Raw genomic sequence first — 20,839 nt, 5'->3', positions numbered from 1 at the left:
CCGCGTCCACCGACGATCAGGGGAGATCCTCGTGCAGACTCGCACCACCCGCGCCGCCGCCGCCCTCGCGTTGCCGCTGTTCCTCGGGCTGGGGGCCTGCAGCGGCGCCGACCAGGCGGCGCCCGCCGGCAACTCCACGACCGCCGCCACGAGCGAACAGGCCGCCGCCGACCCGTTCACCGTCGCCCCCGGCACGCAGGTCGACGTCGCCACCTTCCTCGGCGAGACGCAGAAGGCGCAGCAGGACAAGAAGACGTTCCACATGCAGATGACGATGTCGGCGCAGGGTCAGAAGATCACGATGACCGGCGATCAGGACGTGTCCGACCCGAACAAGCCGAAGGCCACGCTGACGATGAGCGCGCCCGGCCAGACCGGCGGCGTCGACATGATCATGGACGGCGAGAGCGTCTACCTGAAGATGCCCGGCCAGGCCGGCGGCAAGTTCGTGAAGATGTCGATGCAGGACCTGGCCGCCCAGGGCGGGGTCGACTTCAAGAAGATGATGAACCCGAGCGAGAGCCTCAAGGCCCAGCAGCAGGCGATCGACGCGATCACCTTCAAGGGCGAGGAGGACGTCTCGGGCGAGAAGCTGCGCCGCTACGCCCTCGTCATCGACCCGGTCAAGGCGCAGAAGGCGGCCGGCGCGACGAACGTGCCGGCGCCGACCGGCACCGCCGCCGCCAAGATCCCCTACGACGTGTGGGTGGACTCGGGCAAGCTCGTCCGCAAGATGCAGCTCACCCAGAACGGGGCCACCATCGACATGGCCGTGAGCAAGTACGGCGAGCCCGTCAAGGTCGCCGCCCCGCCCGCCGCGCAGGTGACGACGGCCCCCGCGATGCCGGGGTCCCAGCCGGCGCCGTCCGCGAGCTGACACCCGCCCGCGACCCGCTCCGCACCCGGCTCGACACCGGGGCCTGACGACCCGGGTCCGAGACCCGGGCGGCCGGCGGCGACCGGACGCCGGGACGACCCACACGCGCCCACACCCTCCTTAGGGTGTGGGCGCGGGTGCGTGGGGCGCCCGCGCCGTACCACCGCGAACCTGGGGAAGCGGGCCACCATGACGAACCGAGCACGGACCGAGCGGGCACGAACCGGCCGACCGCACGCCGAGCGCCGTCGGACCGGGCGAGCGCGGGCCGGGTGCACGCGCGTCGGCGCGGCCGGCGCGGCCCTCCTCGTGCTGGCGGGGTCGGGCGCGTGCGCGGCGGCACCGGCACCCCGCTCGGGCGAGGGCCACGTGGCCGCTCCCCTGCCCGGCCCGAGCACCCCGGCAGCCTCGGGGCCGGCCCGCTCCCCGTCGCGGGCCTCCGCGGACCCGTTCACGGCGGGCCCCGGTTCACTCGTCGGCACCGGCGCGTTCCTGCGCGGCGTCGGCTCGGCGCAGTCGGCCGCGGGCACCGTGCGGGTGGAGGTCATGTCGCTGTTCGACGACGGCTCCGTCGCCTCGATGACGGCACAGGCCGACGTGTCACGGCCCGACCGGCCGTGGGCCGGCGCGTTCGTCGCCGGGTCCGGCCGGCGCGCGACCACCGTCCTCACCGACGGCGGCCGCGTCCTCGTCGCCGAGCCCGGCCGCGGCGGCACGTTCACGGCCTACCCCCGCGACCGGGTCGCCGCCATCGGCGTCGATCTCGCGAACACCGTCGACCCCCTCGCGTCGCCGGCCCTGCAGGCGGCGGCGGTGCGCGAGGTGCGGTTCCTCGGGGCCGAACCCGACCCCGACGGCTCGACCGAGCGACTGCGCCACTACGTGCTCCTCGTCGCCCCGTCGACCGCCCCGGCCCGCGGGTCCGGTGCCTCCGGCGATCCTCGGGGCCCCGCCGGCCCGGGCGGCACGGGCGGCACGGGCGGCACGGGCGAGGGCGACCACGGTCCTGGCCCCGTCGACGGCCCTGGCCCCGTCGACGGTCCTGGCCCCGTCGACGGCGCGGGCGACGCCGCGGCGCCGGGCGCCTACGAGGTCTGGACCGACGGGCGCCGGCGCCTGCGCCGCCTGCTCACCCGCTCCCCGGGCGGGGTCGTCGAGATCGTCTACCGCCGCCACGGCGACCCGGTGGACGTGCGGATGCCCGCCCCGGATCGCGTGCGCGCCGCCCCGCGCGCCGCGGCGCCCCCGGCCTGACGCGCCGCCTCTCAGCGCTCGACGAAGCCCTGCAGGTCCGGCCGCTCGTCGACGTCCCGGCGGCCCACGCTCTCGACCCGGCCGGGGCGGCCCGAGGTGCTCGGGTCCTCCCGCAGCAGTTCCTCGAGGCGGTCCACGGCCTCGGGGGCGCCCTGGGCGACGACCTCGACGCGCCCGTCGTCGCAGTTGCGAGCGAAGCCGACGAGGCCCAGCTCGAGGGCGCGTGACCGCGTCCACCAGCGGAACCCGACCCCCTGCACCCGGCCTCGGACGAAGAACCCCGCGCTGCTCATGGCGCCAGACTAGGCAGCGGGCCCGGCCTCCGACGCGACCGGGCCGGTCCGCATCGTCTCCACCGGGACGTACACGGCCCCGTCACCCGCGCCCGGGGCGGGCAGCACGTGCAGGACGAGGGAGCCGAACTGCCAGCGCGGCCGCGCGCGCCCGGCGAGCAGCACGAGGTCGTCCGCACGGGGTCCGGAACCCGCAAGATCCAGCACCTCGTCGATGACCGTGCCGCTCGTGAGGTCCCCCACCTGGACCGCGCCGACGAGGCCGTCGCCGGGGAACGCGACGGCCCGGCCGGCGAGGCGATCGGTCTGCTCGCGGGCCGCCGCCTCCGCGCATCGCTGCAGCGGCCGGGGCCCGCTGCGTCGGCGGCCGAGCACGAGGGCGCCGCGGTCCGGCTGCTCGCCCAACACGCGCGCGGCCACCTTCGACGCCACCGCCCACACCTGCTCGTCGTCGAGGTCGTCGGCGCGCAGCGAGAGGGCGAGGTGGCCGGTCCCCGGCAGCGTGGGGTCGGCCGGCCCGGCCCCCAGGACCCGATGTACTCCGACGACGAGGCGTGCGGCGCTCGCGCCCTGAGCCCGCGCCTGGGACGCGAGCTGCGACGCGATGGCGTCGGCGCTCACACCGTCCGTCACCCCCAGGTCGAGCCCGACCACCCGGGTCCCCGTCATGACCATGTCTCCTCCGTCCCCGCCCCACGGTGCGCGACCGCGGCGGCCTGGGCGCGCCGAGGGCATGAACGCCGCGTGAATGTCCCGTGGCGGACCGTGGAGGCGCGCCGACGGACGCACCGATCGCTCAGGAGATCGGCCTCGCGCCACATCGTCGCGCCGCACCGCGCACGGGCAGCCGGAGCATCGCCGCACAAGAAGACCCGCCCTGCAGCGCCGCTGCGTCGGAGCCGACCGGCCCGACCACTGTCCCTGAAGCAACTCGACCCCGGCTCGTCACTCTCCCGTCACTGATGGTCCAGGCGCGGACCGTGCTAATCTGGGCGGACCACATCCCCCACGCCTCTCGACGATGCGCACTTGGGGGATTTTTTCTGCGCCCGTGCCGGGAGGAGCACACATGGCCCCACCCCGGCGCACGCCTCGGCCAATGCGTTCGCGCGGCTCACAGAACTACAACAAGCCGCCGCTGGGTCTGGACGAGCTCGTCGATCGCCTGTCCGAACGTGGTCTGATCGTCCCAGAGCCCGAGCGGGCCGCGCGGTACTTGCGCCACATCGGCTACTACCGTCTCTCGCCCTACACGATTCCCTTCCAGCAGGGTCAGCCCGACCACGTGTTCCGCAACGGTACGACGTTCGACGATGTGCTCGACCTCTACGTCTTCGACCGCGCTCTGCGGCTGTTGGTCATGGACGCCCTCGAGCGGGTCGAGGTCGCCGTTCGTGCGGCGCTCACCGATCACATGTCGACGACGTACGACGACTCCCACTGGTACGTGGACACCCGGCACTTCGGCGACCGAGGCAAGCACTCCGGACTCCTCAAGATCGTCCGAGACACCTGCGACGAGCAGCTGCGCAGGACACCGGACGCCGGCGAGGACTCGCTGGTCCACCGCTCCGCCCTCGAGCACTACCTGACCACCTACGCCTCGCCCGAGCTGCCGCCGTCCTGGCTCATGGTCGAGACCTTGACGATCGGACAGCTGGCCGGCGTGTACCGCAACCTGGGCGAACGCGCCGACCGAACCGCCGTCGCCAGGAGTGTCGGCCTCACTGCAACGATCCTCGAATCCTGGCTCCAGACCTTCGTGCGGGTGAGGAATGTCTGCGCGCACCACGGACGGCTGTGGAACGTCGGGCTCGGCGTCTACCCGGCGATCCCGACCTCTCCGACGGTCTCGTGGCTGGCGGGCACGGACGCCCTCCCCGACCGGTCGAGGAAGCGCCTCTACCCCGTGCTCGTGTCACTGCAGTCTGTGCTCGATTCGGTCTCGCCGCGCAGCAGCTGGGCACGTCGGCTCCACGAACTGATCGCCACGCGTCCGCCGATGAATCTGAGCGGCATGGGTGTTCCCGACTCATGGTCCGACGACCCGTTCTGGCGCCGGCACCTCGGCTGAGCAACAACCCCAGCACGATCTCGGGACACCAGGACCGATCAGCTCCGGGAGCGCCTGTCTGTTTCGCTGTGGCTCCGGCGCCCGAGCAGGACCGCCGGAGTCCAGAATGCGCGGTGCTCGCCCTACATCGGTGTGCCACCGGTCGGGCGACGCCACGCTATCGGCCTGCGTGATACCGGCCGCCCATCTACCGTCTTCGCTGGCAGGCCGGGCAGAAGTAGCTCGAGCGGTTCATGAATCGCTCCCTGACGATGGGGGTGCCGCAGCGCGTGCACGGGTGCCCGGCGAGTCCGTAGGCATTCAGGCTCCGGGCGAAGTATCCCGACTCGCCGTCGACGTCGACGTAGAGGGCGTCGAAGCTGGTCCCGCCCGCCTCCAGCGCCTCCCCCATGACGTCCCGGGCGTGGTCGAGGAGCTCGAGGACGCGGGCCCGCGGCAGGCCGGAGCCGAGGCGCTCGCCGTGGAGGCGGGCGCGCCAGAGGGCCTCGTCCGCGTAGATGTTGCCGATCCCGGAGACGAGGCCCTGGTCGAGCAGCGACCGCTTCACCGCGCTCTGCCGCCGCCGCAGCAGGGCCTGGACGCGGTCGGGGTCGAACGCCGGCTCGAACGGGTCGGGCGCGATGTGGGCGATGGTCGCGGGCACGAGCGGCCGGCCCGCGCCGTCCCGCGCGGCTACCCCGGTGCCGGACGTCGCGGGCGACCCGGTGGGCGCGAACGGGTCGGGCACGACGTCGACGAGGGCCAGGCCCCCGAACGTGCGCTGGTCGACGAACCGGAGCTGACGTCCGGCGCCCGCGGCGCCCCCGACGAGGTCGAACGTCGCGTGCTGGTGGCGGGCTCGCGACCGGTCGGCGTCCGCGACGAGGAGCTGGCCGCTCATGCCGAGGTGGACGACGAGCGCCTCGGGGGCCGGCGCGGGCGAGAGGTCGAGCCACAGGTACTTCCCGCGGCGGCGCACGGCCTGCACCTCGCGGCCCAGCAGGCGGGCTGTGAGGTCGGCGTTCCCGAGGAGGTGGCGGCGGGCCACGCGCCGGCCGAGGATCTCGACGCCGCCGAGCGTCGCGCCGGTGACGTGGCGGGCGACGCCCGCCCGGACGACCTCGACCTCGGGCAGCTCAGGCATCCGGCGCGGGCGACTCGCCCTGCGCGGCGGGCTCCGGCTCGCTGCTCAGGACGGCGTTGGCGCGCCGATTGAGCTCGGTCCAGGCGTGCTCGGCGGCCCGCTGCTCGGCCTCCTTCTTGCTGCGCCCGACCCCCTCACCGAGGGCCTCGTCGCCGACGACGACGGTCGCGGTGAAGACCTTCTCGTGGTCGGGCCCCTCCTCGGCCACCCGGTACTCGGGCGTGCCGAGGGATCCCGACGCGGCGAGCTCCTGCAGGCTCGTCTTCCAGTCCAGGCCGGCGCCGAGCCGGGCGGACGAGCTCATGAGCGGGTCGAGGAGGTGGTGGACGAAGAGGCGGGAGGCGTCGAGACCGTGCGCGAGGAACACGGTCCCGATGAGGGCTTCCATCGTGTCGGCGAGGATCGACGCCTTGTCGCGGCCGCCGGTGCTCTCCTCACCGCGCCCGAGGAGCAGGTAGTCACCGACCCCGAGGGTGCGGGCCACCCCGGCGAGGGCGCGCATGTTGACGACGGCGGCGCGCAGCTTCGCGAGCTGTCCCTCCGCCATCTCGGGGTGCTCGGAGTACAGCGACTCCGTGACCACCAGGCCGAGGACGGAGTCGCCGAGGAACTCGAGGCGTTCGTTGTTCGGCACCCCACCGTTCTCGTACGCGTACGAGCGGTGCGTCAGGGCGTGCGTGAGCAGGTCGGCCCCGACCGGGGCGCCGAGGATCGTCTCGATCCGTTCGGCGAGCCCGGCCACGGGCCGACCTGCGTCGGCGCGGGCGTTGCGACCCATGCGGCGGCTGCTTCCGGCCGACGCGTCAGGCCTGGTGCTCAGTGCGCTCGGCGGCGTAGTAGTGACGCCCGGCGTACACACCGCAGGACGGGCAGGCGATGTGCGGCTGCTTCGGCGCGCTGCAGCGGGGGCACGAGGTGAGCGTCGTGGCGCTCGCCTTCCACTGGGCCCGACGGGACCGGGTGTTGGAGCGCGACATCTTCCGCTTCGGGACGGCCACGTCAGTTCCTCTTCTCTTCGGTGCGGTCGTCCCCGGCGTCCAGGAGGGCGGACAGTGCCGCCAGCCGGGGATCGATGTTCTCGTGGTGGTGGTCCGGGTCGGCCGCCAGGTGCACTCCGCATTCGGAGCACAGGCCCGGGCAGTCGTCCGAACACACCGGCTGGAACGGCAGCGTCGGCAACACCGCGTCCCGCAGGACCGGCTCGAGGTCGACGAGGTCGTCCTGGAGCACGTACTGGTCCTCGTCGGCCTCGTTCGCGCCCACCTCCTGGTGGTGCGCGGCCCGATCGGCGTACGCGAACAGCTCCTGGAACGGCACGTCGACGGGAACGTCGACGTCGTCCAGGCACCGCACGCACGCGCCGGTCGCGACGGTCTTGGCGGTCCCGCTGACGAGCACGCCCTCCATCACCGACTCCAGGCGGACGTCGAGGTCGATGGGCCGGCCGGCGGGCACCGAGATCACGTCGGTGCCGAACTCGTCCGGAGCCTCGACGGTGCGGGTGACCTCGCGCATGGCGCCGGGTCGACGCTGCAGCTCGCGGGTATCGAGCACCCACGGTCCGCGAGGATCGGGCCTGGTCATGTCGCGTCACTCGTCCTGGTCGTGGCCGGGGGAAGCCGGCGGTGGTGAGCACCGGCGGGAGCCGGCTGTCGTCGTGGTCTCGGTCGGGCCGTCGGGCGAGGTGGACCGCGCGAATCCGCACGTCATGGGCGACAGAAGGCGTCGCCGCGAGGCGGGCGGACGGAGCACGGGCCCGCCGACGCAGACCGACTCACCATGCTAGACCAGCATCCTCGCCCGCCCCAAACGGCGGGTGAGTCTCACCCGGCGCCGGGCCCGGCCGGGCCGGCGCCGTCGCCCAGCCGGGCGCGGAGCGCGGCCAGGACGTGCGGGCCCACGAGGGCGCCGACGTCGCCGCCGAAGCGGGTCACCTCCTTGATGAGCGAGCTCGAGACCTGGACGTAGCGGGGGTCGCCGGGCATGAACAGCGTCTCCACCCCGCTCAGGTGCCGGTTCATGATCGCCATCGGCAGCTCGTAGGCGTAGTCGGCCTCGCCGCGCAACCCCTTGACCACGGCCTCGACCCCGAGGTCGCGGCACACGTCGACGAGGAGGCGCCCGCCGAACGTGACGACCCGCACCCGGCCCGGCAGGTCGAGCTCCGCCAGCTCGGCCTCGATGAGCCCGACGCGCTCGGTCGCGCTGAACAGCGCGTTCTTGCCGGCGTTCTCGAGAACGCCGACGACGACCTCGTCGTAGAGCCGCGCCGCCCGCGCGATGACGTCGAGGTGGCCGCGCGTGATCGGGTCGTAGGAGCCCGGGCACAGGCAGCGGCGCAGGGGGCGGGCGCCGTCACCCCCGTCCGGAGCTCGCGTCGGGTCCGGACGGTCGGCGGTCGGGGACGTGGCGGGGGTACCGGGCTCGGTCACGGGAGCTCCTGCGGGTCGTCGGGGTCGGGTTCGGCGTACCAGAGGGTCGTCTCGCCGTACGCCCGGTCGGCGAACGCGCGAAGGCCGCGCGGCCACGCCGGCTCGGGGCTGCGGGTGGAGCGCTCGACGACGACGACGGCGTCGGGGTCGAGGCGGCCGGGCTCGACGAGGGCCCCGAGCACCCCGGCGAGCGTCGGTTCGTCGACGTCGTAGGGCGGATCGAGGAGCACGAGGTCGAACGGACCGCGGGCGGCGGACCCGGCCAGGGCCCGTTCGGCCGTGTCGGCGACGACGCGGGCGGGCAACCCGAGGGCGGCGACGTTGCGACGGGCCACCAGCGCCGCGGGACGGGCCGACTCGACGAGGACGGCGTCGGCCGCGCCCCGGCTGAGGGCCTCGAGCCCGAGCGCCCCGGATCCCGCGTAGAGGTCGAGGACGCGGGCGCCGGCGAGGACGTCGAGGTGGCCGAGGCGCGAGAAGAGGGCCTCCCGCACGCGATCGGAGGTCGGTCGGGTCGCCGCGCCGGGCGGGGTGTCGATCCGCCGCCCCCCGGCGGTTCCCGCGATGATGCGCGTCACCGGCTCACCCCTTCTCCAGGAAGGCGGCCTGGCGCTCGTCGATCCGCTCGCGGACGGCGGCGGCGAGCGCCGGGACCCCGGCGAGGGTGGGATCGGACTCGACGAGGTCGGCCGCGTCGGCGCGGGCCTGCAGGATCGTCTCCTCGTCGCGGGCGAGGCGCAGGACGCGCAGCTGGGAGGCGCCGCCGCTCTGGCGGGCGCCGAGCACGTCGCCCTCCTTGCGCTGGTCGAGGTCGAAGCGGGACAGCTCGAACCCGTCCGTCGTCGCCGCGACGGCCGCGAGCCGCTCGCGCGCCGGCTCGGGGGCGTCCTGCGCGACGAGCAGGCAGAGACCGGGTGCGCCCCCGCGCCCGACGCGGCCGCGGAGCTGGTGGAGCTGGCTCACGCCGAACCGGTCGGCGTCGAGGACGACCATGACCGAGGCGTTGGGCACGTCCACGCCCACCTCGACGACGGTCGTCGAGCAGAGGACGTCGATGTCGCCGGCCCCGAACGCGGCCATGACGGCCTCCTTCTCCTCCGAGGGCATCCGGCCGTGGAGGATCTCGATGCGCGCCCCGGTGAGGGCGGGGGTGTCGAGCAGCTCCGCGTGGATGTCGAGCACCGAGCGCAGGGGCCGCCGGGCGGCCTCGCCCTCCTCGCCCACCGGCGGCGCGTCGTCGTACGCGGCCTGCTCGAACCCCTCCCCCGCGGCGGCCCCCCGCGCGTCGGACTCCCCGATCCGCGGGGCGACGACGTAGACCTGGCGCCCCTGCCGCACCTCCTCGGCGACGCGCTCCCAGGCCCGCTCGTACCAGCGGGGGTTGTCGACGACGTGGGTCGTGATGGGTGAGCGGCCCCGCGGCAGCTCGTCGAGCACCGAGGTCTCCATGTCGCCGAAGACCGTCATGGCGACCGTTCGCGGGATGGGGGTGGCCGTCATGACGAGGACGTGCGGCGGTTGGCCGGCCTTGACGCGCAGGGCGTCCCGTTGCTCGACCCCGAACCGGTGCTGCTCGTCGACGACGACGAGGCCGAGGTCGGCGAACTGCACCCGGTCCTGGATGAGGGCGTGCGTGCCCACGACGATGCCGGCCTCCCCGGAGGCGGCCTGCAGCAGCGCCTCCTTGCGGGCGGCCGCGGGCAGGCCGCCGGTGAGCAGGGCCACCCGGGTGCCCTGGTCGGCCCCGCCGAGCAGGCCGCCCTCGGCGAGGTCGCCGAGCATCGCCGTGATGGAGCGATGGTGCTGCGCCGCGAGCACCTCCGTGGGGGCGAGCAGGGCCGCCTGGCCGCCGGCGTCGACGACGGCCAGCATCGCGCGCAGCGCGACGACCGTCTTGCCCGACCCGACCTCGCCCTGCAGGAGCCGGTTCATCGGCCGCGGCAATGCGAGGTCGGCCGCGATGTCGTCCCCGACCCGGTGCTGGCCGGGGGTGAGCTCGAAGGGCAGGCGGGCGTCGAAGGCCTCCAGGACGCCGCCGGGGCGCGGATCCCGGGGCACCGCGGCCGTCTGCGCCTGCTCGCGGCGCCGCAACGCGAGGACGACCTGGACGACGAACGCCTCCTCGTACCGCAGGCGGCGCAGCCCCCGATGCGGCTCGTCGCGCGTGGCGGGCAGGTGCAGCAGCCGCATCGCCTCGAGGAAGCCGGGGAGCCGGCGCTCGCGGGCGACGCCGGGCGGCACGACCTCGGCCACGCTGCCGTCGGCCTCGAGCTGATCGAGCACGAGCCGGATGCAGTCGTTGAGGGTCCACGACGGGATGCCCTGCACCTCGCGGTAGACGGGGAAGACCGCGCGGTCGCCGACCAGGTGGTCGAGCTCGTCCCGCACCTCGAAGTGGTCCGACCCCTCCGGTCCGGACCGCGCGCGGATCCCGACGAGCAGGTCGTCGCCGCCGCCGTCGCGCAGGATCTCGTAGTGCGGGTGGGCGAGCTGCCACGTGTCGCGGTAGCGGCTGACCGTGCCGGAGAAGAGGCCGACCCGACCCGCGACGAGCTTCTTGTCGTGGCCGTAGGCCCGGAAGAACGTGAGCGCGAGCGTGTGCTCGCCGCTGCGGACCGTCGCGTTGAGCATGGTGCCGCGGCGGTTGCGCATGGGCCGCGTCGACGCCGACACCACCGTCCCGATGAACACGACGTAGGCGTCCTTCTCGAGCGCTCCGAGATCGGAGTGACGATCGAGGTAGCGCCGCGGCAGCAGCCACAGCAGGTCGGCGACGGTCTCGAACGCCTCCGCCTTGCGGAGTTGCTTGTAGGCCGCCTCGGGCAGGGCCCGGGCGAGCGGGGTGCTCAGGTCCACGGCGCCTCCTGCGCGTGACCGGGCCGCCACCCGGCCGGTCGTGGGCGCCGCGTGCGGGGCGGAGTCGGCGCGCTCATTCGACCCCCACCAGCAACGCGTAGACGGGCTGGCCGCCGAGGAGCGCGGTGACCTCGGCCTCCGGGTGGGCGTCCGCGACGGCCCGCGTGAGGGTCGGCGCGTCCACGCCGGCGTCGGCGCCGAGGACGAGGGTGATCACCTCGGCGACGGCACCACCGAGGGCGGTGACCAGCTTCTCCGTCACGTCCGTCAGGTCGGTGCCGACGGCGACGACGTCGTCGCCGAGCAGGGCCACGAGGTCACCGGCGCGGCAGGGACCGGCGGGGGTGTCGGCGTCCCGGTCGGTGACCGCGACGAGGCCCGTGTGCACGGCCGCGGCGGTCGAGGCGAGGTGGTCTCGCAGCGCCTCGGCGTCCGCGCCGGGGTCGAGGACGGACAGCGCCGCGAGCGCCTGCACCACCGAGACCGTCTCGACGAGATGGGCCTCTCGGCCCTCCTCGCGAGCCGCGTCGATCGCGGCGAGGCAGGCGAGGCGGGCGTCGCGGTCGTCGGGCAGGACGAGGACGCACCGGTCGCCGGCGGGGTCCTGCTCCCGGATGGCGTCGAGGACGTCCTGCGGCCGCGCGCGATCGCCCGGGGCGTCGTACACGACCCGCACCCCGGCCTCGGCGAGGGCCGCCACGACCCCGGGACCGCACGCGCACGCGACGACGCCGGCGGACATGCCGGGGTGCGCGGGCAGCGGGCCCGCGGGCGTCTCGGGTGTGCCGGGCGGCCCGGGTGACGCGGCCGGCCCGGGCCCGTCGGCACCGAGGCCGTTCTCGGTCCGGCCCTCGGCGCCGTCGGGGACGGCGGGGTGGCAGGCGCCGGCCCCCTGCCCCGGGGCGGACGCGTCCGCGCCCGGCAGCCACGTGACGCGGATGCCGTGGATCCGGCCGAGGGGCAGCGCCGCCTCGATCGCCGCGCCGGCGTCCTGGACGTGGACGTGGACGGTGCGCAGGGTCTCGTCGCCGGCCACGACGAGGGAGTCGCCGAGCTGCGCCAACCGGGCCCGCAGCGCGTCGGCGTCGTCGTCGGCGTACGCCTCCAGCAGGTACATCACCTCGTACTCGACGGGATCGTCCAGGCCGGACCCGCCGCGCGTCCGGGTCGACGACGTCCCGGAGGAGCCCGGGTCGTCGGGGCGAGCGGCCGGCGCGAGCCCGGGCCCGCCGGCGACGACCGACGCGGCCGCCCGCCCGGGCAGGCGCACGTGCACCGGCTCGCCGGAGACGACCTCGGCGAGGGCCGCGAGGATGACGACGAGCCCGGCGCCCCCGGCGTCGACGACGCCGGCGCGCGCGAGGCTCGGGAGCTGGCGCGGGGTGCGCTCCAGGGCGTCGCGGGCCGCGTTCACGGCGTCGGCGACGACGGCGGGCAGGTCGCCGCCCGCCTCCGCGGTTCGACGCGCCGCGGTCGCCGCGGCCGCGGCGACCGACAGGATGGTGCCCTCGACCGGCTCGCTCACCCCCCGCCACGCGGCGGCGTTCGCGCGCGTGACGGCGTGGGCGAAGCGTCGCCCGTCGACCGGCTCGCCGCCGGCCTCGTCGAGCCCCTGCGCGAGGCCGCGCACGAGGAGTCCGAGGATGACGCCGGAATTGCCGCGCGCGCCGAGGAGGATGCGGCGGGCCAACCCGAGCGCCCCGTCGGTCAGCCCCGACCGGCCGTCGGGGCGCACGTCGCGCACGAGGGCCTCGAGCGCGGAGTGCAGGGTGAGGTAGAGGTTGGTGCCCGTGTCGCCGTCGGGCACGGGGAAGACGTTGAGGTCGTCGATGCGCCGGCGGTAGTCCCCGAGCGCCCCGCGCGCACGGAAGGCCCACCGGTTGACGGCCGCGACGTCGAGCACGCGCAGGGGTGGGTCGTCTCTCACGCCCCCATCCTCACACCGGCGCCCGGAGATGCGCAGAGCGATGCGCAGAGCGCAGGGGTCGATCCGCCTGCTCACCCGCGTGGGCGCCCGGGTTTGGGCGTCTGCGGGCGGCTCGGCTATCCTTGACCGGTTCCCCCGTGTCGTGGCGTGCCTGCACGTGTGGCTGCATCTGTGACCGCAGCTGTCTCCGCACCGCCGCAGCCGCACCTCACGGCGGCGACCTCCTCCGTCCGCCCCGGCGGCGAGGTGGTGCCCGCAGCGGGGCCGACCGAGCTCATCCACCATCGTTCTCAGGAGTTACCCGTGGCTGCCAACTGCGACGTCTGCGGCAAGGGGCCGACCTTCGGCCACAACATCTCGCACTCGCACCGCCGCACGAAGCGTCGCTGGACCCCGAACATCCAGCGCGTCCGCGCGTTCGTCGGTGCCTCCGGCAAGACCCCCAAGCGCCTCAACGTGTGCACGTCCTGCCTCAAGGCGGGCAAGGTCACTCGCTGACCCGACGCGCATCCGCGTGAAGCCGCCCCCCGGGGCGGCTTTTTCGCGTTGCCGCTAGCCACCGAAGTGGTCCCAGCCCTGGACGTCCACGGGGTCGCCGTCGACGGTCACCCCCGACGGGGGCGTGGAGTCCTCGCCCGACCGGGCGACGATCCGCCCCACGGGCCGCCAGGGCCCGGGCAGCGCGACGTCGGGCGGGAAGACCGCGAGCAGGGAGTGCTCCTCCCCGCCCCCGAACACGCAGCCGCGGGCGTCGTGGCTCGTGAGCACATCGTGGCCGGCGTCGACGAGGGCGTCGACGTCGGCGGCCAGGGCGGCCGACGACAGGTCGACCGTCACCCCCGAGGCGCGCGCGACCCGGCCGGCGTCGCGGACAAGCCCGTCGGAGAGGTCGATCATGGCGTGGGCCCCCAGCTCGGCGGCCCGCGGCCCCTCCTGAACGGGTGGACGGGGGCGGCGCTGGGCGGCGACGAGGTCGGGCGCCGCGTCGCCGGCCCCGCGTTCGAGCGCGAGCAGCCCGGCCGCGGCCCGGCCGAGGGAGCCGGCCACGGCGACGACGTCCCCCGGGCGCGCGCCGTCGCGGCGGACCGGAGCCCGCCCCTCGAGGTCGCCCAGGGCGGTGATCGACACGAGGAGCAGGCCCGCAGGCGCGCCCGACAGGTCTCCGCCGATCACCCGGCACCCGAACTCCCGGGCCGCCTGCGCGATCCCGCGCGCGAGGTCGAGCGCCCAGTCGACCCGGGTGTCGGGTTCGGCCGCGAGCGTGAGCAGCAGCCCGGTCGGCCGCGCCCCCATCGCCGCGACGTCGGCGACGTTCTGGGCGACGCACTTCGCGCCGACGTCGGCGCCGGAGCTCCAGTGGTCGAGCCAGTCGCTGCCGCGCACCATGGCGTCGGTCGTCGCGACGACGCGCCCGTCGGGCACCGACAGGACCGCGGCGTCGTCGCCCGGCCCGACCGGCAGGTACGCGTCCTGCTCGATCCCGAACAGCGGGAAGATCCGGGCGAGCAGGTCCTCCTCGCCGATGTCCGCCAGCCGTTCCGGGGTGGCCCCGCCCATGTCCGCCTCCTCGTGCGCCGCCCGCCGGGGACGGTCGTCGGCCCGGGTCGGTAGCGTTCGCCGGTAACGCTAGACGTCGGCACCGACAGCGAACGAGGAGACGGGTGATGGCCAGGGGCAGGACCTCGCCGCGACGCGCGACCGTGGGCCTCGGCCGCCGCACGGTGGCGCTGGTCGCGGTCGCCGCGGCCGCCCTCGCCGGCTGCGCCTCCCCCGTCGAGGCGGGGGTCCCCGCGGGGGCGCGTGACCCCGGCTGCGCGCGGGTGGCGGCGGCGTGGCCCGCCACGGTCGGCGGTCGCGAGCGTCGCGAGGTCCGCGCGGACACCCCGGACGGTGCGGCGGGTGTCGCGGCGTGGGGCGACCCCGCGATCGTCGCCCGGTGCGGCGTCAGCCCGCCGGGGCCGACGACGAACGAGTGCCTCGACGTCGACGGGGTCGACTGGGTGGTCGAACGCCTCGAGGGGGGCACCGCGTTCACCACCTACGGACGCGTCCCCGCCCTCGAGGTGCTCGTGCCGGCCGAGTACGCGCCCGAACCCCTCGTGCTCGGGTCGCTGGGCCAGGCCGCCCGCGCCGTCCCCCAGAGCGAACGACGCTGCAGCTGAGGCCCGCCGGCGAGGACGCGCCCGGCAGGGAGCCCGCTCAGCGCAGGCCGACGCGGCGGGTGAGCGCGAGCTCGAGCAGCTCGGTGATGAGGCCGGTGTAGCTCAGGCCCGTCGCGGCCCAGAGCATGGGGTACATCGACGTCGGGGTGAAGCCGGGCATCGTGTTGATCTCGTTGACGACGATCTCGCCGTCGGTCGTGTAGAAGAAGTCGACCCGGGCGAGACCCTCGCAGCCGGCGGCCTCGAAGGCATCGACGGCCATCTCGCGCATCCGCACCGCCGCGTCGGCGGGCAGGTCGGCGGGGCACGAGAGGCGCACGTCGGACTCGTCGAGGTACTTGGCCTCGAAGTCGTAGAACTGGTGGCCGCCGCTCGTCACCGCGATCTCGCCGAGCTCGCTCGCCCGGTGCGGGTCGGTGCCGCGACTGCCGAGGACGCCGCACTCGATCTCGCGGCCGAAGATCGCCGCCTCGACGACGACCTTCGGGTCGTGGACGCGGGCCGCCTCGATCGCCTCGGTGAGCCCGTCGGCGTCGACGACGCGAGAGATCCCGACGCTGCTGCCCGCCCGGGCCGGCTTGACGAACAGGGGGAACCCGAGCCGCGCGACCCGCGCGCACGCCGCGCCGGGGTCGCGCACCCAGTCGCGGTCGGTGACGACCTCGTACGGCCCGATCGGGAGCCCCGCCCCTGCGAACGCGACCTTCATGAAGTGCTTGTCCATCATCAGCGCCGAGGCGAGGACGCCGGAGCCGACGTACGGCATGTCCGCGAGCTCGAGCAGGCCCTGGACGGTGCCGTCCTCGCCGAACGGGCCGTGCAGCAGCGGGAACACGACGTCGACGTCGCCGAGCGGTTCCGGTGGCACCCCGGCCCGGACCGCAGACAGGGCACGGCTGCGCGTGTTGAGCGGGAGGACGACCTCGGACTCGGACGGCGCCACCTCGGGCGTGTGCCCGGCGTTGAGCGCGAGGGCGTCGAGGTTGGCCTCGACCGCCACCCACCGGCCGTCCTTGGTCACGCCGATGGGGATCACGTCGAACGCGTCCCGGTCGATGGCCGACAGGACGCCGGCCGCCGTCGCGCACGACACGGCGTGCTCGGAGGAGCGGCCGCCGAAGACGAGGGCGACCCGGGGACGAGAGGGCGGCTGCTGCGTAGTCATCGTGGGCGACTCTACCGGCGCGGGCCGGACCGCCCCGCGACCGCGGCCGCGGCCTTGGCGGGCGGTTATCGAGAAGCGGGCACCCGCCGGCGACGGCGCAACCCCGGGGACCCGCCCACGTGGAGGAGCCGCAGCAGACCGGCAGGGCAGCCACACCCGCAACTCGGCAGTCCCCACACCCCATGACGTCGCCATCGAATCCACCCACCCTTGGTGGATCAGGGCTCAGCGAGGCGGCGCCGTGACGCGTCAGCGCCGAGAAAGCACTGCCCCATCGGGGACGGCGCTGAGCCCCGCAGCGACCTGTCGATCGAAGGCGTCGAGGTCACGCTCGACGGCCTCCCGTCGGGCGGGGGTCATCGATTCCCACAGGCGCGAGTTCTCGCTGAACTCACGGGGAGAGGTAGGTGGTCGCCGACCCCAGGGCAGGCGCCGAGGGTGCGATCAGCTCTTGCGCGAGCGTCGGCGCGGGTGGGGGGACCAGCACTCCAGACCAAGGGGTCGTGTGAAGAAGTCCGGCCAGGACACAAGGGCCATCATTTCGGTTCTCCGACCGGTTGTGGTTCCTGCTAAGGGCCGGTGGGGGTTGCGCCGGGCGGGTACGTGGTGAAGTTGGACGGGATGGGGTCGCCAGAGCCAACGCAGATCGACCCTCCCGCGTCCTTTGCCTTGACGGGGTACTGGTCGTCGCCGCACGGCTTCTCCTTCCAGCAGCCCCCCAGGACGAGGACCGCCGCCGTAGTGACACCAAGCAGGACAGACCTGTTGACGTGCCGTCGCGAGGGAGTCATGTGTCTATCCAGCGAGGGCTGGCGCCTGAACGCCTGACAGATGCCGCTCATCATCTTCGGCTCCTCCTGGTTCGTTGCCTCGGTGCCCATGCGGCGCTTTCATAGTGTGCAGGGTTGGCGGAGTCGTAGGCGGCCCGGCGCCGGCCGGGGACCCGACCGATCGGTCAGGCCTTCTCGGGCTTGCGCTCGCGGGTCATGAGCGCGTCGGCGATGAGCGCGGGCGGCATCCCGTCGTGGCAGACGGCGACGACGGCCTCGGCCAACGGGGCGTCGACGTCGTGCTCACGGGCCAGGGCGAGGATCGACTCGCACGAGGTCACGCCCTCGGCGGTCTGCTTCGTCCGCTCGACGACCTCGGCGAGGGTGAGCCCCTGGCCGAGCCCCACGCCGATGCGGTGGTTGCGCGACAGCGGCGACATGCACGTGGCGATGAGGTCGCCCACGCCGGCCAGGCCCGAGAACGTGGCCGGGTCGGCGCCGAGCGCAACCCCGAGGCGCACGGTCTCGGCGAGACCCCGCGTGATGAGCGTGGCCTTGGTGTTGTCGCCGAAGCCGAGCCCCTCGGCCATGCCGACGGCGACGGCGACGACGTTCTTCACCGCGCCGCCCAGCTCGCAGCCGATGACGTCGGTGTCGATGTACGGACGGAAGTACGGGGTCGCGCAGGCCTCGGCGACCCATTCGGCCGTCGCCGAGCTCGCCGACGCGACCACGCCCGCCGCCGGCTGCCGCTCGGCGATCTCGCGCGCGAGATTGGGGCCGGTGACGACGGCGATCCGGTCGGGGGTCGCCCCGGTCACCTCGGCGATGACCTGCGACATCCGCTTGCGCGATCCCAGTTCGATCCCCTTCATGAGGGAGACGAGGACGCTGTCGGGTTCGATGAGCCCGGTCCACTGACCGAGCGCGCCCCGCAGCTGCTGCGACGGGACGGCGAGCACGACGGCGTCGGCCCCCGCGAGCGCGTCGGCGACGTCGGGGGTGGCCGTGACGCCGTCGGGCAGGACCAGGTCGGGCAGGTAACCCGCGTTGACGCGGGTCGCCGCGATCGCCTCGACCACCTCGCGTCGGCGACCCCACAGGCGTACCCCGGCCCCGGCGTCGGCGAGGACCGCGGCGAACGCGGTCCCCCAGCTCCCGGTGCCGAGCACGGCGATCTCAGGCATGGAATTCCTCTCGGTGGCCGTCGGCCGGCCCCGGCGGGGCCGCGGGACGATCCTCCCCCGCGGGCCGCTCTCCCCCACGGGCGGGTGGGCGTCCGCGGCCGGCGGACGACCCACGGGCCTCGGCGCGCAGGCCGGCGGGATCGCCGGTGGACCCCGTGACGGTGGGATCGGTGCGAGAGGGATCGGTGCGAGAGGGATCGGTGCGGGCGGGATCGCCGGCGACGGAGTCCGCGGGCCGCGGCGGGCCACCGAACGCGGGCGAGTCCCGGCGCACGGAGGTGCCCGGGACGCGTCGACCCTCGCGGACATCCCAGGCCCCCACGGGGGCGCTCTCCCCGCGGAGGTCCTCGACGCCGGCGAGGATCGCCCCCATGATGCGGTCGGTCGCCTCCCGCAGCAGCTCCCGGTCGACGGGGCGTCCCCGCAGGTCGCTGAGGGAGACGGGCGGGCCCAGGCGCATCGAGACGACGGGCCGACGCGTCGGGTGCAGGCGCAGGTCGCGCCCGAGCAGCTCCTGGGCCCCCCACTGGGCGAGCGGGAGGACGGGCACCCCGGTCGCGAGCGCGATGCGCGCGGCCCCCGACTTCGCGGTCATCGGCCAGTGGTCGGGGTCCTTCGTGACGGTGCTCTCGGGCATGACGACGACGCACTGCCCGGCTTGGACGGCGGCGACGGCGTCGCGGTAGGCGTCCGCGGCGCGGCGGTCGCCCCGATGGACGGGCACCTGCCCGCACGCGGCGATCCAGCGGCCGAGCAACGGGATCGTGAAGAGCGAGGCCTTGGCGAGGAACACCGGCCGTCGGCCGTGGTCGACGAGGAAGTGGGCGACGGCGAGCGGGTCGGCGTACGAGACGTGGTTCGCGCAGACGACGACACCGCCGGTCTCGGGCAGGTTCTCGCCGCCGGACCAGTCGCGTCGGGTGAGCGCGCGCATGACCGGGCGGATGACGCCGATGGCCGCGCGGTACGCGCCGGGCGCCTGCGCGCGGGTGGCCGTCTCGGCCTCGTGTCTCACGCTCGTCGCTCCGTCCCGGGCGCGCCACGCGCCCGCCCGCCATCTTCTCCGGCGCCGCACCGGGTGTCGACCCGTGTCGGGGCCCTGCGAGGATCACGTCCCGTGAGTCGGACCCGCCTCGTGGTGCCCGTCAAGGGCGGCGCCGCCGCCAAGTCGCGCCTGGTCCCGCCGTCCGGTGTCGACCGCGCCTCGCTGGCCCGGGCCCTGGCGCAGGACACGCTCTCGGCCGTCGCGGCCCTCGCCGACGAGCCGGCGAAAACGGCGGGTCGGAGCGGGTCGACGGCGACGGCGGCCCCGGTCGAGGCCGTCGTCGTCACGTCGGACGCCGACGTGGCCGGCCTGGCGCGCTCCCTGGGCCTGGGGGTCGTGGCCGACCCCGGCGCCGGGCTGAACGCGGCGGTCCGCGCGGGATGGGCGGGCGCACCGGGCGCCGCGGCGGCCCTGCTCGGGGACGTCCCCGCCGTGCGGGCGCCCGATCTCGCCGCCGCGTTCGAGGCCGCGGCCGACGCCCTCGCCGGTGGGGCGCTGGCGGCGTTCGTCCCGGACGCGGACGGGATCGGCACGGTGTTCCTCCTCGCGGCCGGCGCGGGGTTCGACCCGCGGTTCGGCGGCGGGTCGGCCGCGGCGCACGCCCGCACGGCCCGGCGGCTCGACCTCGACCTGCCCCGCCTGCGGCGGGACGTCGACGACGCGTCGGACCTGCGGGCCGCGACCCGCCTGGGTCTGGGGGCGGCCACGGCCCGCCTCCTACGAGCGGCGAACGGAGGCGAGCGTGCGAGCCGCAGTGAGCGCGACCGAGGGTTCTGAGCGGCGAACGGAGGCGAGCTCGCGAGCCGCAGTGAGCGCGACAGAAGGCTCAGAGCGGCGAACGGAGGCCAGCCCGCGAGCCGCAGTGAGCGCCACAGAAGGCTCAGAGCGGCGAACGGAGGCCAGCCCGCGAGCCGCAGTGAGCGCCACAGAAGGCTCAGAGCGGCGAACGGAGGCCAGCCCGCGAGCCGCAGTGAGCGCGACAGAAGGCTCAGAGCGGCGAACGGAGGCCAGCCCGCGAGCCGCAGTGAGCGCGATCCCGAGCCCGCCCGGCGGTGCCCACCCGAGACCGCGGCTGTCCGGGCACGACGACGGGGCCGCCCCGAGAGGGGCGGCCCCGTGCCTGGAGGGGAGAAACTGCGCGTCAGGCGCTCTTGCGGCCCTTCTTCTTGCCGGACGAGGCGATGGCGGCCTCGGCGCGCGCACGCACCTCGGCGGCCGTGCCGGCGGCGGCTCGCGCCGCGGCCGGGCCGGCCTTGGGCAGTGTGTCCGGCTCCGCCACGTACAGCTTGAACGCGGTGCCGGGGCGGAACTTCGGGACGGCGGTGGACTCGATGCGCACCGACTCACCGGTGCGCGGGTTGCGGCCGGTTCGAGCGGCGCGGTCGACCCGCTCGAACGTGCCGAAGCCCGTGATCCCCACCTTCCCTCCGCGCGCGACCTCTCGGATGATGACGTCGAAGATGGCCTCGAGCGCATCGCTGGCGGCCTTCTTGCCGCCGAGACGCGTCTCCAACGCATCGACCAGGTCAGCCTTGTTCACTTGATCTCTCCCTCCAGAGATGACCGGCCGATCCTTCGGCCGTCGACGCGACGGAGGTCTCACCCCCCGCGACGTCGGTGTACGGGCGCGCTCCGGTGACCCGGTGGACGCGCCCTCCAGCTCGTCGTGGCGTC

The 20,839-nt window shown here is 75.1% G+C and carries 22 protein-coding genes; 6 read left to right on the top strand and 16 right to left on the bottom strand.

Annotation, left to right across the window (positions count from 1 at the left end):
• Positions 1-31 precede the first annotated feature (31 nt).
• Both ICW24_RS04785 and ICW24_RS04780 read left to right on the top strand, forming a co-directional pair.
• Entirely contained in the window at positions 32-877 is an 846-nt protein-coding gene (locus tag ICW24_RS04785; protein WP_226344573.1) for an SCO4651 family lipoprotein, read from the top strand.
• A 369-nt stretch (positions 878-1,246) separates the two neighbouring features.
• Positions 1,247-2,131 (top strand): hypothetical protein, encoded by an 885-nt coding sequence (locus ICW24_RS04780; protein ID WP_226344572.1) that lies wholly within the window; start codon positions 1,247-1,249, stop codon positions 2,129-2,131.
• An 11-nt stretch (positions 2,132-2,142) separates the two neighbouring features.
• On the opposite strand, the gene ICW24_RS04775 is transcribed toward ICW24_RS04780, so the two are convergent.
• A complete protein-coding gene (locus ICW24_RS04775) occupies positions 2,143-2,424 on the bottom strand; it encodes an acylphosphatase (protein ID WP_226344571.1) in 282 nt (93 codons plus the stop codon).
• Between the two features lie 9 nt (positions 2,425-2,433).
• Positions 2,434-3,093: a hypothetical protein gene (locus tag ICW24_RS04770; protein WP_226344570.1), complete on the bottom strand. Its 660-nt coding sequence runs from the start codon at positions 3,091-3,093 to the stop codon at positions 2,434-2,436.
• Positions 3,094-3,523: 430 nt separating this feature from the next.
• On the opposite strand from ICW24_RS04770, the gene ICW24_RS04765 reads away from it, so the two are divergent.
• Positions 3,524-4,498, top strand: coding sequence for an Abi family protein (locus ICW24_RS04765; protein WP_226344569.1), 975 nt, complete (start codon positions 3,524-3,526; stop codon positions 4,496-4,498).
• A 187-nt stretch (positions 4,499-4,685) separates the two neighbouring features.
• Here the strand turns inward: ICW24_RS04765 and mutM are convergent, their stop codons facing one another.
• From mutM to ICW24_RS04725, 8 genes are all read right to left on the bottom strand, one after another.
• Complete coding sequence (gene mutM / locus ICW24_RS04760; RefSeq protein ID WP_226344568.1) at positions 4,686-5,621, bottom strand: bifunctional DNA-formamidopyrimidine glycosylase/DNA-(apurinic or apyrimidinic site) lyase; 936 nt, start codon at positions 5,619-5,621, stop codon at positions 4,686-4,688.
• On the bottom strand, positions 5,614-6,399 hold the full coding sequence (gene rnc, locus ICW24_RS04755; protein ID WP_226344567.1) for a ribonuclease III: 786 nt from the start codon (positions 6,397-6,399) through the stop codon (positions 5,614-5,616). The genes mutM and rnc overlap by 8 nt, the downstream gene beginning before the upstream one ends.
• Positions 6,400-6,424: 25 nt before the next feature.
• Entirely contained in the window at positions 6,425-6,619 is a 195-nt protein-coding gene (gene rpmF, locus ICW24_RS04750; RefSeq protein ID WP_226344566.1) for a 50S ribosomal protein L32, read from the bottom strand.
• 1 nt (position 6,620) lies between these two features.
• A complete protein-coding gene (locus tag ICW24_RS04745) occupies positions 6,621-7,205 on the bottom strand; it encodes a YceD family protein (RefSeq protein ID WP_226344565.1) in 585 nt (194 codons plus the stop codon).
• A 239-nt stretch (positions 7,206-7,444) separates the two neighbouring features.
• Positions 7,445-7,963, bottom strand: a complete 519-nt coding sequence (coaD, locus tag ICW24_RS04740; RefSeq protein ID WP_226344766.1) for a pantetheine-phosphate adenylyltransferase — start codon at positions 7,961-7,963, stop codon at positions 7,445-7,447.
• An 86-nt stretch (positions 7,964-8,049) separates the two neighbouring features.
• Entirely contained in the window at positions 8,050-8,631 is a 582-nt protein-coding gene (gene rsmD / locus ICW24_RS04735) for a 16S rRNA (guanine(966)-N(2))-methyltransferase RsmD (RefSeq protein WP_226344564.1), read from the bottom strand.
• Between the two features lie 4 nt (positions 8,632-8,635).
• Entirely contained in the window at positions 8,636-10,909 is a 2,274-nt protein-coding gene (locus tag ICW24_RS04730) for an ATP-dependent DNA helicase RecG (protein ID WP_226344563.1), read from the bottom strand.
• 73 nt (positions 10,910-10,982) lie between these two features.
• Positions 10,983-12,836: a DAK2 domain-containing protein gene (locus tag ICW24_RS04725; RefSeq protein WP_226344562.1), complete on the bottom strand. Its 1,854-nt coding sequence runs from the start codon at positions 12,834-12,836 to the stop codon at positions 10,983-10,985.
• 303 nt (positions 12,837-13,139) lie between these two features.
• Here ICW24_RS04725 and rpmB point away from each other — a divergent pair, with 303 nt between their 5' ends.
• On the top strand, positions 13,140-13,334 hold the full coding sequence (gene rpmB, locus ICW24_RS04720) for a 50S ribosomal protein L28 (protein WP_226344561.1): 195 nt from the start codon (positions 13,140-13,142) through the stop codon (positions 13,332-13,334).
• A gap of 54 nt (positions 13,335-13,388) precedes the next feature.
• Here the strand turns inward: rpmB and ICW24_RS04715 are convergent, their stop codons facing one another.
• Positions 13,389-14,393, bottom strand: a complete 1,005-nt coding sequence (locus ICW24_RS04715) for a thiamine-phosphate kinase (RefSeq protein WP_226344560.1) — start codon at positions 14,391-14,393, stop codon at positions 13,389-13,391.
• A 107-nt stretch (positions 14,394-14,500) separates the two neighbouring features.
• Here ICW24_RS04715 and ICW24_RS04710 point away from each other — a divergent pair, with 107 nt between their 5' ends.
• Positions 14,501-14,998, top strand: coding sequence for a DUF3515 family protein (locus ICW24_RS04710; protein ID WP_226344559.1), 498 nt, complete (start codon positions 14,501-14,503; stop codon positions 14,996-14,998).
• A gap of 37 nt (positions 14,999-15,035) precedes the next feature.
• On the opposite strand, the gene ICW24_RS04705 is transcribed toward ICW24_RS04710, so the two are convergent.
• The 4 genes from ICW24_RS04705 to ICW24_RS04695 form a co-directional block, all read right to left on the bottom strand.
• On the bottom strand, positions 15,036-16,163 hold the full coding sequence (locus ICW24_RS04705) for a D-alanine--D-alanine ligase family protein (RefSeq protein ID WP_226344558.1): 1,128 nt from the start codon (positions 16,161-16,163) through the stop codon (positions 15,036-15,038).
• 569 nt (positions 16,164-16,732) lie between these two features.
• Positions 16,733-16,954, bottom strand: a complete 222-nt coding sequence (locus tag ICW24_RS20010) for a hypothetical protein (protein ID WP_504739321.1) — start codon at positions 16,952-16,954, stop codon at positions 16,733-16,735.
• A 164-nt stretch (positions 16,955-17,118) separates the two neighbouring features.
• On the bottom strand, positions 17,119-18,120 hold the full coding sequence (locus tag ICW24_RS04700) for an NAD(P)H-dependent glycerol-3-phosphate dehydrogenase (protein WP_226344557.1): 1,002 nt from the start codon (positions 18,118-18,120) through the stop codon (positions 17,119-17,121).
• Positions 18,113-19,135 (bottom strand): lysophospholipid acyltransferase family protein, encoded by a 1,023-nt coding sequence (locus ICW24_RS04695; RefSeq protein ID WP_226344556.1) that lies wholly within the window; start codon positions 19,133-19,135, stop codon positions 18,113-18,115. Before ICW24_RS04695 ends, ICW24_RS04700 begins: the two co-directional genes overlap by 8 nt.
• A 102-nt stretch (positions 19,136-19,237) precedes the next feature.
• Here ICW24_RS04695 and cofC point away from each other — a divergent pair, with 102 nt between their 5' ends.
• Entirely contained in the window at positions 19,238-19,942 is a 705-nt protein-coding gene (gene cofC / locus ICW24_RS04690) for a 2-phospho-L-lactate guanylyltransferase (RefSeq protein ID WP_226344555.1), read from the top strand.
• A 364-nt stretch (positions 19,943-20,306) separates the two neighbouring features.
• On the opposite strand, the gene ICW24_RS19630 is transcribed toward cofC, so the two are convergent.
• Positions 20,307-20,705, bottom strand: coding sequence for an HU family DNA-binding protein (locus ICW24_RS19630; RefSeq protein ID WP_226344554.1), 399 nt, complete (start codon positions 20,703-20,705; stop codon positions 20,307-20,309).
• Positions 20,706-20,839 lie beyond the last annotated feature (134 nt).

Source organism: Agilicoccus flavus (assembly GCF_014857905.1).
Lineage (GTDB): Bacteria > Actinomycetota > Actinomycetes > Actinomycetales > Dermatophilaceae > Agilicoccus > Agilicoccus flavus.
The sequence above is the reverse complement of the archived record's forward strand: the minus strand, read 5'-3'. Positions and strand labels throughout refer to the sequence as shown.